The 14,478-nt window shown below is 42.0% G+C and carries 14 protein-coding genes; 5 read left to right on the forward strand and 9 right to left on the reverse strand.

What is annotated here, in order from left to right; genetic code table 11:
• Positions 1–3: 3 nt before the first annotated feature.
• From K5Q92_RS01220 to K5Q92_RS01230, 3 genes are all read left to right on the forward strand, one after another.
• Positions 4–450 (forward strand): hypothetical protein, encoded by a 447-nt coding sequence (locus K5Q92_RS01220; protein ID WP_220767229.1) that lies wholly within the window; start codon positions 4–6, stop codon positions 448–450.
• Positions 451–533: 83 nt separating this feature from the next.
• Entirely contained in the window at positions 534–1,232 is a 699-nt protein-coding gene (locus tag K5Q92_RS01225) for a hypothetical protein (RefSeq protein ID WP_220767230.1), read from the forward strand.
• Positions 1,233–1,271: 39 nt separating this feature from the next.
• On the forward strand, positions 1,272–1,679 hold the full coding sequence (locus tag K5Q92_RS01230) for a hypothetical protein (protein ID WP_220767231.1): 408 nt from the start codon (positions 1,272–1,274) through the stop codon (positions 1,677–1,679).
• 336 nt (positions 1,680–2,015) lie between these two features.
• Here K5Q92_RS01230 and K5Q92_RS01235 read toward each other — a convergent pair whose 3' ends face one another.
• The 4 genes from K5Q92_RS01235 to nfsA form a co-directional block, all read right to left on the reverse strand.
• Positions 2,016–2,357: a zinc ribbon domain-containing protein YjdM gene (locus K5Q92_RS01235; RefSeq protein ID WP_220767232.1), complete on the reverse strand. Its 342-nt coding sequence runs from the start codon at positions 2,355–2,357 to the stop codon at positions 2,016–2,018.
• Positions 2,358–3,205: 848 nt separating this feature from the next.
• On the reverse strand, positions 3,206–4,015 hold the full coding sequence (locus tag K5Q92_RS01240; protein ID WP_220767233.1) for a helix-turn-helix domain-containing protein: 810 nt from the start codon (positions 4,013–4,015) through the stop codon (positions 3,206–3,208).
• 46 nt (positions 4,016–4,061) lie between these two features.
• The gene (locus K5Q92_RS01245; protein ID WP_220767234.1) at positions 4,062–4,589 is read right to left on the reverse strand and encodes a YbhB/YbcL family Raf kinase inhibitor-like protein; all 528 of its coding nucleotides are present in this window, start codon (positions 4,587–4,589) and stop codon (positions 4,062–4,064) included.
• 200 nt (positions 4,590–4,789) lie between these two features.
• On the reverse strand, positions 4,790–5,512 hold the full coding sequence (gene nfsA / locus K5Q92_RS01250; protein WP_220767235.1) for an oxygen-insensitive NADPH nitroreductase: 723 nt from the start codon (positions 5,510–5,512) through the stop codon (positions 4,790–4,792).
• Between the two features lie 303 nt (positions 5,513–5,815).
• Between nfsA and K5Q92_RS01255 the strand changes: the two genes are divergently transcribed.
• Positions 5,816–6,376, forward strand: coding sequence for a CBS domain-containing protein (locus K5Q92_RS01255; RefSeq protein ID WP_220767236.1), 561 nt, complete (start codon positions 5,816–5,818; stop codon positions 6,374–6,376).
• Between the two features lie 118 nt (positions 6,377–6,494).
• On the opposite strand, the gene K5Q92_RS01260 is transcribed toward K5Q92_RS01255, so the two are convergent.
• The gene (locus K5Q92_RS01260) at positions 6,495–8,009 is read right to left on the reverse strand and encodes an EAL domain-containing protein (RefSeq protein ID WP_220767237.1); all 1,515 of its coding nucleotides are present in this window, start codon (positions 8,007–8,009) and stop codon (positions 6,495–6,497) included.
• Positions 8,010–8,013: 4 nt separating this feature from the next.
• Positions 8,014–8,679, reverse strand: coding sequence for a hypothetical protein (locus tag K5Q92_RS01265; RefSeq protein WP_259649453.1), 666 nt, complete (start codon positions 8,677–8,679; stop codon positions 8,014–8,016).
• A gap of 515 nt (positions 8,680–9,194) precedes the next feature.
• Here K5Q92_RS01265 and K5Q92_RS01270 point away from each other — a divergent pair.
• Positions 9,195–10,193, forward strand: coding sequence for a lipid A deacylase LpxR family protein (locus tag K5Q92_RS01270; RefSeq protein ID WP_220767239.1), 999 nt, complete (start codon positions 9,195–9,197; stop codon positions 10,191–10,193).
• Between the two features lie 39 nt (positions 10,194–10,232).
• Here K5Q92_RS01270 and K5Q92_RS01275 read toward each other — a convergent pair whose 3' ends face one another.
• Genes K5Q92_RS01275 through bshA form a run of 3 tightly spaced genes read right to left on the reverse strand, consistent with a single transcriptional unit; the run spans position 10,233 to position 14,472 of the window.
• Positions 10,233–11,054 (reverse strand): hypothetical protein, encoded by an 822-nt coding sequence (locus K5Q92_RS01275; protein ID WP_220767240.1) that lies wholly within the window; start codon positions 11,052–11,054, stop codon positions 10,233–10,235.
• A 48-nt stretch (positions 11,055–11,102) separates the two neighbouring features.
• Complete coding sequence (locus K5Q92_RS01280) at positions 11,103–13,349, reverse strand: cation:dicarboxylate symporter family transporter (RefSeq protein ID WP_259649454.1); 2,247 nt, start codon at positions 13,347–13,349, stop codon at positions 11,103–11,105.
• Positions 13,294–14,472, reverse strand: coding sequence for an N-acetyl-alpha-D-glucosaminyl L-malate synthase BshA (gene bshA / locus K5Q92_RS01285; RefSeq protein WP_220767241.1), 1,179 nt, complete (start codon positions 14,470–14,472; stop codon positions 13,294–13,296). The genes K5Q92_RS01280 and bshA overlap by 56 nt, the downstream gene beginning before the upstream one ends.
• Positions 14,473–14,478: the final 6 nt, after the last annotated feature.

Raw genomic sequence — 14,478 nt, forward strand, 5'->3', positions numbered from 1 at the left:
CCTATGAATATTCAAAAAATGTGCGGCGTATTAGTACTTATTAGTTGGACAATTTTTCTTTTCATACTCCAACTACCTGAAGCAAAAAGTGATATATCGTACTCTTATTTAATGTATGCAGTCTTTCCTGCGTGCGCTTTAGCCTCTTATTTATATATACTCGCAGGGCATATCGAAGTATTAAATAAATATGGAGGAGAACATAACCCTAGATCTTGGGGATATCATTGTTTTACCGGTGGTATTTGTATCTGTAGCTTAGTGATTATGGGCGTTCTCGGTTACTTAATCAGTTTACGAGTTGACAATGAAACCGCCATCATTGGTATGACTTTGTTTGTACTTATTATTTTTGTTTCAGAAAAAGTCGACGCTCAATTAACTAAGGATCTCAATAGCGTTGTGGACAGTTTAGAAACGACTATCGCATCTAAAGAAAAATCAGAATAAACACATACATTGCGTCAATTCCACACGTGATCACCACTATGGCGCAATCACCGAAAAACCAATAGCAGGACTACCAAGTAAAAATGAGTGAACTCTTCAAACTTGCAAACATTATTGCCACCCCACTAGTGATTATTGTTCTTCCCGTATTAATGTTTTTGTATAAATATCGGCATTCTGATAACAAAAACATCCATTTTATCAAGTACTCCTGTACCTTTGATGCCACTCATGGCTTAGCTAGGCAACCACTATTTTGGGTAGCAATCGTCTATCCAATAGGATTGTTCTTTTTTACAGGGTCGTACGCTTGGGCTGGTACTAACTTTGATATATCTGCGACAGGGTTTAACCAGTTTATCGAAATAAGTAAGCTACCTCTTGGTTTGCTTGCACTATCACTCCCCCTAGCAGTGTTAACTGCTAGGCTTCACGGTACAAAGCAGACCGCAATGCAAATAGCAAAAGCTAACGAACAAATAGCCAACACAGAAAAGCAGATTTTAGAAACTCAGCAGAAAAATAGAACTGACTTGTACCTAGCTCACTATAAACACCTTTCTGAGCACATTATTGAAATTGAAAAAAAGTGGGAAAATGCTAGTAACCAAACTGTTCTAATGCCAGGAAAATCTCTAACGATAGATAAAAAACGATGCCACAGATATCTATACCCAAGTTCATCGCTCATTAATGGGACAGGAAATATTTCATATCGGAGTTTCGATTATGCTGTTATGACCTTAGTATCTATACTGGATAAAGCGATCTACTTACTCTAGACTAAATGCTATAACAAGAAAGACTTTAGAGATTTTTTTGTGAATTCATCGACACTTTTAGACAATATGTTCAATTCATTATTTTTTAACGAATCAGTTGAAAGTATATTATATCGCAGAGGAACATTTCCTTTAGAAAATAATGAAGTTTGTTATTTCTCTACAATCGAAGAAGTCCTTTCAGTTAGTTCTTTTCTTGAAAAATCCCTACATGAAGTTTACAGTTTTGACACTGATTACGAACAAAAAATGAACGAAGAATTCAAGTGTAAAATGACTTTACTTTCAAATCTAATGTTTGATGATGCTATTAGACAAATTGAACTATATCTAAATCAAGAGATCCATTTATTTTCAAAAAACCCTCCTGACTGGAGTGATTTAAGTAACGCCTTTAAGCAACAGGATAATGGCGACAAAATGGCGGCAACCATTTCGAAAGGCTAACACCCACTAACAGATACTTAAACGTAACCATTTGAAAATATGAAAATATCTAGTAAACATGGGCTATTAGATAGGATGTAGGCTTTTGGGCGCGGGTTCGAGCCCCGTCAGCACAACATCCCACCAACACTGAGGTTAGTAATAACCTTCAAAGGCCGCTAAATCCTAACTAGGTGGATTTAGCGGCTTTTTTGTATCTGCTATTCACACATCCCGTTAGTCAATTAACAAACACAAGTTTTCCACCTATATTTCAGGCACAAAAAAACCTGCACTAGGCAGGTCTTTTCATATCAACTTATGTTTCAAAGCAGCTTATATTTCAAAGTGAATTGATTAGTTTTGCTTTCGTACAAACTTAGACTTAAGCATCATTTGGCCGTGGCCATCAACTTTACAATCTATGTCGTGGTCAGCATCAACGAAACGCTTAATAACCGCTTTAGTACCCACTTTCAGTACTAGAGATGTGCCTTTTACTTTAAGATCTTTGATTAGCGTAACCTTGTCTTCTTCAGCCAATAGGTTGCCAACAGCATCTTTTAAGATGATAGCGTCAGGATCAACGATAACTTCGTTCGGGTTCCATTCATGAGCACATTCTGGGCAAACTAGGTTTGAGCCGTCTTCGTATACATATTCAGACTCACATTTTGGGCATGGTGGCATTGCGCTCATGGTATATTCTCTTTAATAAGTAATCTACTGAGCCATACTTGATCTGCCACTTGTAAAAATGACCATCAATACGACTCGCATTTCAAAGACATATTATAATCAATATTTTGAATATCAGCTAGATTCAAACCCCCATCCTGTGAGCCGGCCTCAATTTGCTTTTTTCTCGACATGATCTAGGTATCAGTTTTCCCTATCTCGGATTGGTTCAAGTACACAAATCACTTACAAATGATACGCTTCGTTTAAGTTCAGCTACCCTTAGTTTGCGCATTTAACAAATGTACAGCACGATAGCAGTGGGCTATTCCCTCCCTCAGCCTTAAGAGCCACATCCAATCCTGCCGAACCATAGAAAAGTAATAAAGCGAAAGAAAAGGCTTATCGAGACTAAGTCACGATCTTAATTAACACCAAGAGTTTGTTATCGCCGCAGTTAGGATATTGATTTTCTATCTTGCATAGCTATCTAGACGGGGAAATAAAAAGACCCGCTAAAAGCGAGCCTTAGAGATGAGTGAAAAGCGCGTCGGGGTAGCTATACTGTCACACAGGGTTATGCCATATCCCTCGTTGACCGCGCTGTAAGCCCAGAAACTTACGCGGTTGCTGCTCTTAGAACCATGACCTATTGCCTACACAGCCGCTAGCTTATACCTACTAACACTTACACATCCACTAGTCGACTTCTTCTACCTACTACTTGCAATGGAAATCACTTTCTAAAATACGCTTTTCAATGCTAAGTATAGTCGAAATCTCCAACGCCACTAGTCTCTAGAGCCAATATTGATAGATCTAAATGTCCTTTCATACAGCTTCAATATAACCAATATCGACATTATGACTTAACCTATGATTGTCTTCATATATTGCTTTAACGAGATCCCAAACTGCGACTTAAAACGTTGGCTAAAGCGAGCCTCAGACTGATAACCACAGCGTATCGCTAACTCAAGCTGAGACAGGGGGGCGCCGTTTTGAGCGCTAAACGATTGCATAATACCTATGGCATATAACATTCTAACTTCGGCCAATATCACTCTAAATGAAGTTCCCTCTTTGCTTAAATGGCGTATAAAAGTCGCCTGACTCATCGCAAAGTGGTGACAGGTGCTGTCAATCGTATGATTTGCTGCAGGCTCCATCGACAAAAAGTGACTAACTTGCTCCCTTAGGGTCAAGACATCACTTTCAAACAACCTAGATAACATGCCAAGTTCATTGAGCTGCAAATAAAATGCATCCAAATAACATTGCTGCACCTCCCGGCTTAAATTTTGCTCAGCCATGGCTATAAGCTGTGAAAAAGCAAAGTTTAGGCTAGTGTTAACGGCTAAAATGGGCGCCGAGGCCAAGCTCGTAACCCCCTCCTCTCTGTTAGCTATCTGTTTTAAGACTCTCTGTGATGGCAAGGATAGAAAAGAGACTTGTATCGATCGAAACTTGTCCTGATAGGGCTCATTAATAAAGGTAAGCTCTCGATTAGAAGAGGCAAGTAGCCAGTGGTTACGATCGAATGTCAGAGTTTCTCCCTGCCAAAGCAGAGTCTTAACACCTGTTGTTACCGCAATAATGCTCGGCGTATAAACGGGGACGTTTCGTAAAGGCTGAGGTTTTTGCCCATAGAAACGCTCAATCTGAACCAATGATGCCAATCTTGCTCTCTCCTCTAGCACTCATATCAGTTAAATAGGTTAATGACTAACGAACATAAGTTGCAGTCAACACTGCCTTATCTAACGCCATTTTATTAAGGGTGAACCCAACTACCGCAGGGGAAATATCTGTCGGCAGATCAATTTTAGCCTCAGGTAGCGCCCAAATGGTAAATTGGTATCGATGCATTCCGTCCCCCTCTGGTGGACATACACCACCGTAACCTGGTTTACCGTAATCGGTTCTGGTCTCATGGCCCGCTTTAAGTTTACCAGATGCACCTTGGGCTAATGAGGTGGTTGTTGCTGGGATATTGAGTACCGTCCAGTGCCACCAACCACTCCCCGTTGGCGCATCAGGATCAAATGCCGTAATCGCAAAACTTTTAGTCCCTTTTGGAGCATCACTCCAACTTAGCTGAGGTGATAAGTTGCCACCGCTGCAGCCCATCCCGTTGTACTCAAATTTTGATGACATCAACTGGCCTTCATTGATATCACTGCTCGTTAGTTCTAAGGCGTAGCTGTGAGCAGAGAAAGCGATTAAGGCGATAGATAAAGCAAGACGTTTCATTTTATGGTCCTAGATTACTAGTGAGTATGGATCTAGTTTAGCCAGAATACCGCACTAAGAAATCACACTAACTATCATTTATTGTCAAGGTTAGCGCTAATTTGACACTTTCTGTATAAAAGACCGCCCTACTCTGTCAAAATGATGAACCTAATATAAAAGTGCCTCCTCAACTTTTAGCTTTGATACTAGTAAGTCACTTACTTAAGGCTGAAACCTTGGCTCTCAATATAATCTTGCATAAAGGGTCTGGACTCCTTACTTAAGGTAGCCGTAATTTGCTCCGACCAAGATTTCTGCTTGTTGTTGCGGCTTCTGCTTGCATAGTAGTTTCTTATATGTTGATCGTACCTCTCAAGCTCTTGCTTATCGAGGCTTTGATAACGTTCTTGATGGACCACTATACTCAGCGGCAGACGGGGTTTCATTTCAGGAACTTTGGCACTATAACCTAAGCACATACCAAATAGCGGTAACACATGCTTTGGTAAGCCAAGTAGCTCGGTGACTTGCTGAGGGTTATTACGGATCCCGCCAATATAGACACCACCTAAACCAAGAGATTCAGCTGCAAGTAGCGCATTCTGCCCCATGATGCCGGTATCAACCGCTCCAATAAGGGTCTGTTCGGTAAATCCAAGTTGGGCATCAGGGTGGATCTGTTGATGGCGATTAAAATCGGTACAAAACACCAAAAACTCGGCGGCTGACTCCACATAAACTTGCCCGCCAGCAAATTCCGCGAGCTTAGCTCTTACATCTGGCAAAGTGACTCTAATAATACTTGAACACTGTATAAAGCTAGAACTCGAAGCGGCATTAGCGCAGCGCAGAATTAACTCTAGCTTTTCATCTTCAATTTTTTGCTCGGTAAAATGCCTAATCGAACGGTGCTGTAAAATAGCCTCAATAGTTGAATTCATGCTCTATTCGCTTCCCTTGCCTATAAATTTAACTTGATTCTCAAACCTCCTACAAAAATCAGACAACCTAAAACTAGTTAGAATTCAAAAACAAATAGAGAAAGCCGACACGCGAGTATGAGGTTTGAGGCAAAAATAATCGGAACTAGCATCTAAATTATAATAAATCCCTCAAAAGCTTAACTAAAATTAAATGTAATTCATACTTATTGACCTGCCCACACTTCAGGACTAGCTTATAAACATGGTATCAAGATCACATTCTGTCATCTCGTTCGGCCATTACATTCATGGAGTATTCTAATGAGAAATCTTGAATTATTTAGTACTGCTTCTATCGATCACCTTATGTGGTCAACCAACGGATATGCCGCCAGGTTAGACTCGCCAGCCCTATCCATCTTTACTGATTTTGATCACTCCCAGCCAATGGCGGTGGACTCATCAACTAGTGCAATAGATACTGCCGATATCATGGAGAAAACCCATGCCTTTATGCGTCTTGTTGTCGATAAAGATAATCGATTTCTTGGGGTCGTAACCAAATACGAGTTATCCGATAGCAAGATGATGAAGATAGCGAGCCAACGTTCAACCAATATCAAAGACTTACAAGTCACCGATGTGATGGTGCCCCGCGAAGACTTGATGGCGCTAGATTACCATCAAGTTACTACAGCTAAAGTGAGTGATATTGTACGTTCATTAAAAGAAAACGGCTTACACCATATACTGGTTATCGACCATGAGTTGCACCATATCCGTGGACTCATTTCGGCCAACGATGTAGCAAGAAAGCTCAATGTACCCATTGATATCCAGCAACCACCATCATTTATGCAGATTTTCAAAGCGACTAAGTAAGCCCGCTTCAACTGCAACACTGACAGCGCCTTATCTATAGCCGCTCTAACGATACCCGAAATAAAAACCAAAAAGCCTTAGTACGCTAACACTAAGGCTTTTGTGTTTAAGAGCGAAATCAGTACAGGTAAGCACTGAGTTCCTTAATAGGCAATGCCTTTGAATAGAGCCAACCTTGGTGTAGGTTAATCCCAAGTGCTTTCAAGATCTCTGCCTGCTCTTGGGTTTCTACTCCCTCAGCAATGACCTTAATATTTAACTCTTTCGCAATCGCTATATAAGAGGCAATGAGTGATAACTTACTCACCGCCGTCCCTAGGTGGCTAATAAACTGTTGATCGATTTTAAGGTAATCGAAATCCAAGTTTTGTAAACATAAATTACCGCCATAGCCCGTACCTACATCATCGAGCTTTACCTTACAGCCTAACTCTTGACACAATTGAATGAACTGCTCAAGTTGCCGCCAATTCTTAATTGGTACCCGCTCGGTTAATTCGAAGCTCAAATACTCTACTGGGTAGCCTTCCTCGACTAACTCCCGTAAAAATGAAAGCATCTGCCCTTGCTCGATCTCCAATGCGCTGACATTAATGCTGCACCAACGAATAATATTCGCATCCAATAACTCTCTTAGATCTGTCAAAGCCGTTTTAACAACCCAGCGAGTGACCTCAGGCATTATAGGATCTTGTTCAAGTACCTCTATAAACTCTCCAGTATTTCGTACGCTTCCGTCTGATTTAAACCACCTTAATAGCACCTCAACCCCCACAACCTCTTGGTTTTGGTTATCGAAAATAGGTTGATAAACTAAGTTGAACTCCTTTTTCAGTGCTTTTAAAAAACGCCTATGCCAATAATATTGCCTTAACACTCCTCTTAGTAAGAGCCAGCCAACAAATAACATACCAAAGGTCAGAACTACACCGACAAGGTGATGTAACCACAATAAAGCTTTGTTATATAGGTTAAGAGAGAAGCTATAGGTCAACCCCGTGACTTCTGAGTTAAATTGCAGAGTGCTCCAATACGGAACACTTTTGTTTATCCTAAATAATTCATACTGATTATTAGACAGGATTCTTAATGCCCCACAGTAATCACAGTCTTTCAACATTTCTTGTATATAAGGAAAAACATCTATACCGATTAACCCGCGATATTGCTCCGTATGTCGCCCTACATAGATGGGTTTCGTTGCATCAAGATTACGACTATTCATCTGCTGATATACATAGAGTCCATTTGTCATTGCGCTCCCCACATCATAATAGGGTGCCTGTGGTAATGGAGAGACACCAAGCGCTGAGCAAGCAAACGGTTCACCTAAAAACTTAACCCAAACAACAACTAAGGTATCTAAAGTTAAGGTATAGTCTTTAAGAGTATCTATTACCTCTTGTGAGCAAGTATTGGCTTTTATCGTTCTCAGCTCATTCTCGACAGTTTGTAGGCTACGATTAGCACTCGCTAGGCGCTGACTATAGATGCTATCAAAATCATTAACTCTTACCTCTAGCTTAGTGTACAGCTGATACTCGGTCAGAATGTAAGAGATGACGGCACACAACATTAATGCCGCAATAACCAGCCAAGGCAACACTCTTTTATCGGTTCCATAAGTGACCATCCCCCTATGCCTTAACCGACTGAAAGCAAGTAAAGGGTAATGCGAGTCCCACGCTGTAGTCTGCAGCATCAGCAATTCCCGATAATATAAGAGAGAACCCTCTCTCCCTCATGGTAAACAGAGAGTCGACGATCTCATTATCTTGTTGCTTCTCTATTGCAATCTGTAAATTTTTACTATCAAACATTAAAAAATCAAACGGATAAGCGGTCTTTATATTGCTATCAAATTTACAAGCTAAGCAAAACTTAATCCCCGCGTCTCTTAGTAGGTATTTGATATGGGAAGTGTATTGACTCAACTCGTCACTATGATTTTTGAGTATTATCACCAGCGTCATTTCGAGGCGGCGCAGTGCAGTCGCTAACGCAAGCAAAGCTTTAATGATCTCTGAGTCTAATAAGAAAATTCGCTCTACAGCTAAGAACAGCTGTGTATTATGCAGGCTAATGTTGCTGTCCTGCTCTAATCGAATGCTAAGAGTCGCTAGCATTCTCTTATATTCATTGATATGAGCGAGATAATGCTGTGGTAATGGACGAGACGCTAACTGGCCCTCTAGCCAACTTGACTTAATCTCTACGCCACAAAGTGTTCCCTTACGCTCAACGATATGACTAACACCGAAATGGTATAAACATGTTTGGTCTGCATCACTTTTTCTATTCAAAGAGCAGCTCTGCTTTAACATTTCATTTTGCTGCATACAACTGTGCTTAAAAAAACAATTCATCTAAAAAGGTTCTGATTTTATATAAAAATATAGAGCAACTAGCTCAAAGGGAGCGCGAATTTACGCCTAATCAAGCAGGATTTCAACAACTTTTTTGTATATAAACCAAACAACTTCACAAAATCTTGCAATAGAAAAACTAATGAATAACAACTTTTCTAGTGTCTATGGGAGCTGCAGGACTTATGGCCCTGCCTTACTCGTAATCAAACAGGGCAATATCATCAACAAAAAGAATCCTTAAAATAAAGGGGGAAACAAACCTAGTGAGTTCATAGGAATGTCATTACCTCTAAAAAGTGTTCAGCACTGTAGGCTAGCGAAGAAAGCCTAATCCAAATCAGCACCAATAGATTTGCACCTCAAGGTTGTTTAAGGCTATGCTGGCAGAGTTAGCGTTATGTAGATCTTAGCCTGAAATCATACATTCCTGACCTTTGAGGAGTCGTCCATTGACCTTCTTATCGAATCCCCAAGCGCTCAGCAGATCAAGCTTAGCGAGCCTGCTTATCTGTGCCTCCTTTCCAGCCACCGCCGATCAGTGGCTCTTTAGCTTTGATAACGATGTGGTAATTGGCCAAGATGGCGACTACTCCAATGGTTTCGTCTTTGGTTGGCAGGTGCTCCCTAAAGCAGACTTTACACAAGCCCCTTGGCCATTTAGTTGGCAAAAGGCCTTACGCTTTTCAAGCCAAGATAAAACATCACAATGGGGGGCCAAGGTTTACCAAAGGATGTGGACCCCGAGTGAGATTGAACATGATTACGCCCAACCCTATGATCGCCCCTACGCAGGCCTACTCGAACTAGAGAGTTTTACTGGTAGTTATAGTGACTCCTTGGCGCAAAAGAATTGGTTCAGTATAGGTGTAATGGGCCCAGCATCAGGCGCTCAAACCATGCAGGAACTAGTGCACAAAATTACCCCATCGACACCTCCTAAAGGTTGGCAGTATCAAGTCGAAAATCAATTCACTCTGCAACTGGCATACGAGGTCGATGCATTGGTATTTCGTCGAGATGCGACCAGTGATAGTCAATGGGAGCTAAGTGGCTATAGTCATACCATGCTGGGGAACTTCCGCTCTGAAGCAAACCTAGGTTTTACCCTTCGCTGGGGAGATGATTTAGCAGACTCATTTGGTCAACTCAGCAGCCATGCAGGGCATTTCGGTCAATTCAGCGCTACGGCACGAAAAGGTGGGAGTTGGACGGTATATGCTCGGGCGCAAGCAGGTTATCGCTTTAACGATCTTAGCATAGATGGAGATCTGCCCTATGATTCCTACGTCCAGATGGAGCATCAACAAGTGAAGGCTAGCACAGGCGTCATTTGGGCATTTCCCACTTGGTCTGTAAGCTGGAGCTTTGAGATTTACACGCCAGAGTATCAACCCGATCCAAATCAGTGGCACGGCTATGGCATACTTAGCTACAGCTTCTTGCTATAACCAATGGCTGTCAGGATAAATCGATAACCTCACAACAGATTAAAAGCTAAAGGCCCAGCCAATTTGTGGGCCTTTCTCGATAAAGTCCATCTCATACTTAACCCCATCGAGCTCACTGTCGTTACCGATTTGTAGATAACGATAGCCTATCCATACGTTATGCAGATCGCCAAAACGGTATAACGCCGACGCATTAAAGCCATAATCCCTATCGTTATCGCCATAGATTTTAGTGTCGGCGCCCACTGAAATCCCCCAAGACTCAGTGACCCAATATCGGTAGGTGACACCGACTAACCAATCAAACAAATGTTCATCGGCAATAGGAACTTGAGCATTAATGTTAATAAGGCCTTCATCGCTCAGTGGCTTAACGTTAAGATCGATTTTACTAAAAACATGACGTACACCAGTAAATATACGGAAACCCGGCGTCACTTCGTAGCCCGCAAGAAAGTCATTAACCGCTAAATGCATATCGGTTTCTATATTGTGCCCCGGTGAAATAATACCGCCAGTGATAGGCCCTGTTATCCCCTCAGTTTGAGTGTCGCTTTTAATCCTTAGATAATTGACTCTTAAGCTATAGAGCCAATCGCCTTTCTGCGCGTAAAGCTCGCCTATAACACCAAAATTAAGGTTATCGATGATATTCTTAAACGGCACATCGATATCGACTCGTTCGCTATCGGCTGAAATTGAACCTGAAATATCAGGAGCCCAAACCATAGGGAAGGCGATTAAATAATTCCACTCATCTTTGCTCTCGTCATACGAGTCAGGCCCAACCTCATACTCTTCACTGGCAAAGGCCGCAGAATGAAAGAGTAAGATGAGCATTACCAGAGTAAGCTTTTTCACCAAGAGTGATCCTTGCCGCATACGACTATTCATTTGTTATTCTTACTTTTAATCAACCCAATGTAACACATCTTTAATGACAGACCAGCGAGGCTCCTTCGGTTTAGCATTCTCACCTAAGATCCAATAGCCATAGAGCTTGTCGACATAGCCAGATGACTTTTGTAGCTCCAACCAGCTGTTTAAAAAAGTTTGTAGCGAGGCGTTGTCTCGAGCTACCGCGTAAGATGCTGGGAATGATTTAATCTCTTCACGGTTATAAAGTGTGGCGTACTCTGGATATAGGATTGTCCAAGTCTTACCAGCCTCAAGACTTATCATCAGTCCATCCCAGGTCTTGCCATCATCTTCGAAAAACAATCGGTCAGACTGAATGGTCTCAAACTCGATATTAGGAAACTTCTCCTCTAAGCGCGGGATAATCGAATAACGCCCCACGGTGGCTATGCGGATCTGTTCGGCCTCACGGATTAATTTATCGGTTTTGAATTCATCTACTCGATGATCTTTCACCACAAATGCGTAATGCAGATCCAGCACTGGGGTCGTAAAGCCCACCAGCTCGATTCGCTTAGTTGTCATCTGTAAACCCGATATCGCAATATCAAATTGACCTTGATTGATCCCTTCCAGCACATTAGCGAAAGTGTAAGGCACAAATGCAACTTTTAGTTCCATCTCTAGGGCTAACTTTTTCATTAGTTCAACATCAAAGCCCACCAACTCTTGCTGAGCATTATAGAAAGAAAACGGCACCTGAATCGGGTTGTAACCGACTCTAAGCACGCCGCTTTCTCTTATCTGCTGCACGCTTCTTGGGCCATCGGCTTGGGGGAAATCGGCCCAGTTATAGGCGGTGACTTGGTCTGGGATCTTCTCTGCTGCGCTCATTTGTGCGACAACTTCATCCATCTCATACTCGGTATCGACGATAGAGCTTAATAACCAACTTGTTGCCAAGAGAGTTAAGCCAAATACTACTGGCGTTAATAGGCTAATAGTGACTAAACGCTTCATGCTCACCTTAGCAACCCCTACCAACATCGCCGTGCCACCAATAGCTAAGATAAAAATATTCATTGCGGCAAGCAAAGAGGTAAAGCGGCTAGTGAACAAACTTGAAACCATATACAGCTGAAAAAGATCGGAAGAAAGCTCTAATGAGTCCAACAACATGGGGATAGTGAGGTAAACACTACCAAACAGGCTGACTAAACCATTTAATGACATTGGCAAGTAAGTTAAGAAATCGAGCTCCTTACCCGAAAACCAAGCCGCAAAGAGCACAAAGACAATGGTGAGTAACTTGCCTAAATTAGGAAAACTAAACACAACAGGAATAATGATATTGGCGTAGTCATCACTTTGCTGACTGCCGATATTATATTTATGGAATAGCTCCTTGGTGCGCTCAATTAGAATAGGAATAACGATAAAGATATTACCCGCGGCAAATGCCGTGATCATCGCATCTTTTGCTATTCCGGTAATATCGCGATAAGAAAAGGGAGTAAATACGGCTAAAATTGCAGGCAACACCCAGTAAGTTAGAATTATCGTCATCACCACATGAGCCACAAAGTAGACCTGTAGCTTTTGAAACTCGTCAAAATCCATGGTGCCAGCTGTGGCTGCCGTCATAGCAAAAATACCTATCGGCATCAGCTTAACGATGCTCTGGGTCACCTTATTAAACGACTCCCCTAACAACTGCATAGGTTTCATCAACGAGTCTTTATTCTCGATAGAGATAAGTGCAATGCCAGTAGCGACACAAAACAGCACAATGGCTGGGATATAACTGTTCGACAAAGAAAAAAACGGGTTAGAGGGAATATAGATATCAAGCAAGTTTACTGAGTTAGGATCTTCCAGTGCCGTTAGACTAAAAAACTCTCCAGCTTGCCAGTCGGGAAAGGTGTATTTGATAAAATACATACTCAACAGGCCAAACGACCAAATCACCAGCATCAACTTCCCGACTTTTACTCCTAAAGACTTGGCTTGCTCCATGGTTAAGCTACCTAGGCTAGAAACCAGTGAGACTATGATGTAGGGAATAATGGTCATCTGTAACAGCTTAATGAATGCGTCACCGATAATAGACATCCAGGCTAACATCTCCCCAAAAAACAGCCCTGCTAAGATCCCAGCAGCAAAAGACAGCAGTACCAGTGTTGACATACTCATCTTTTGTTTGGGCTTTTCCTGCGTAGTTTCTGGCGCTAGCGTATTGGTTTCACTGCTCATGTTGCTCCCCATGCTCTCTCGTCTGTAGCGAAGATTGGCAATCATTGATTGCCTCTTCGTAGCAAGCTAAGTATTGAGTAATCTTATCCTTAGGATTAAACAGCTTAGCTGCCCTGCTTCTGCCTGCCAGTCCCATTTGAGCTTGCTTTTGCGGTTCAGTTAGAATTTGCGTCATCGCCTTCGCCATTCCCACGGCATCATCGGGATCAAACATAAATCCTGTTTGACCATTGTCTACCACCTCAGGAATGCCATCGACATTGCTGCTTACTGTAGGTACAGCGCAGGCCATCGCCTCTAGCAGCACCATGCTAAACGACTCTCGATAACTAGGTTGGATCATACAATCGGCATTAGGGAGGTAATGCTCCACATGAGTTACATCCCCCATAAAGGTGACATGCTTTAAAATTCCTAGCTTTTTACACTGTAACTTAATGCTATCGATATCCGGCCCGCTGCCGAGGAGCACCAAACGAGCTTTCACCTTTCGCTGCAGCATATAAAACGCTCGGACAACCGTATCGCTATTTTTTAACGGCCTGAAGTTCGAAACATGCATCACTATTTTTTCATCATCTTTAGCCATCTTACGGCGAACATGAATATCGGCTAAATCTGGTGAGAAAACGGCTAAATCGATGAAGTTATGGATAACATCTATCGACTTCGTCTTATCAAAATGACTGTAGATATAGCTGCGCTGATAATTAGACACAGTAGTGACTTTAGTGCTTTTATGAATACTGAAGCGATTGAGGGGGTAGAGCGGCTTATCTTGGCCAACAATGGTGACATCGGTACCATGAATCGTGGTAACCGTTGGAAACTTATGGGTGGTGATCTCCCCAGCTAGATATGCGCACAGAGAGTGAGGAATAGAGTAATGAGCATGCACAATATCGAGCTTAAATTGCTCCACAACCTCTACAATTTTTGCTGTTAATGCAAATGTATAGAGAGGGTCTGAAAATAACGGGTAATTGATTGCCTCTACGGAGTGAAAGAATAGTCTGTCTGAGTCTTCTATTAATTTAAAAGGGCGAACACTGGATATAAAGTGCACCTCATGCCCAAGCTCAGCAAGCCCTAATCCCAATTCTGTTGCCACTAACCCTGAGCCCCCTATACTGGGGTGACACACAATCCCTATGCGAATCTTCGGCATAAATCC

It is taken from the genome of Shewanella sp. MBTL60-007 (genome assembly GCF_019654915.1).
Classification (GTDB): Bacteria; Pseudomonadota; Gammaproteobacteria; order Enterobacterales; family Shewanellaceae; genus Shewanella.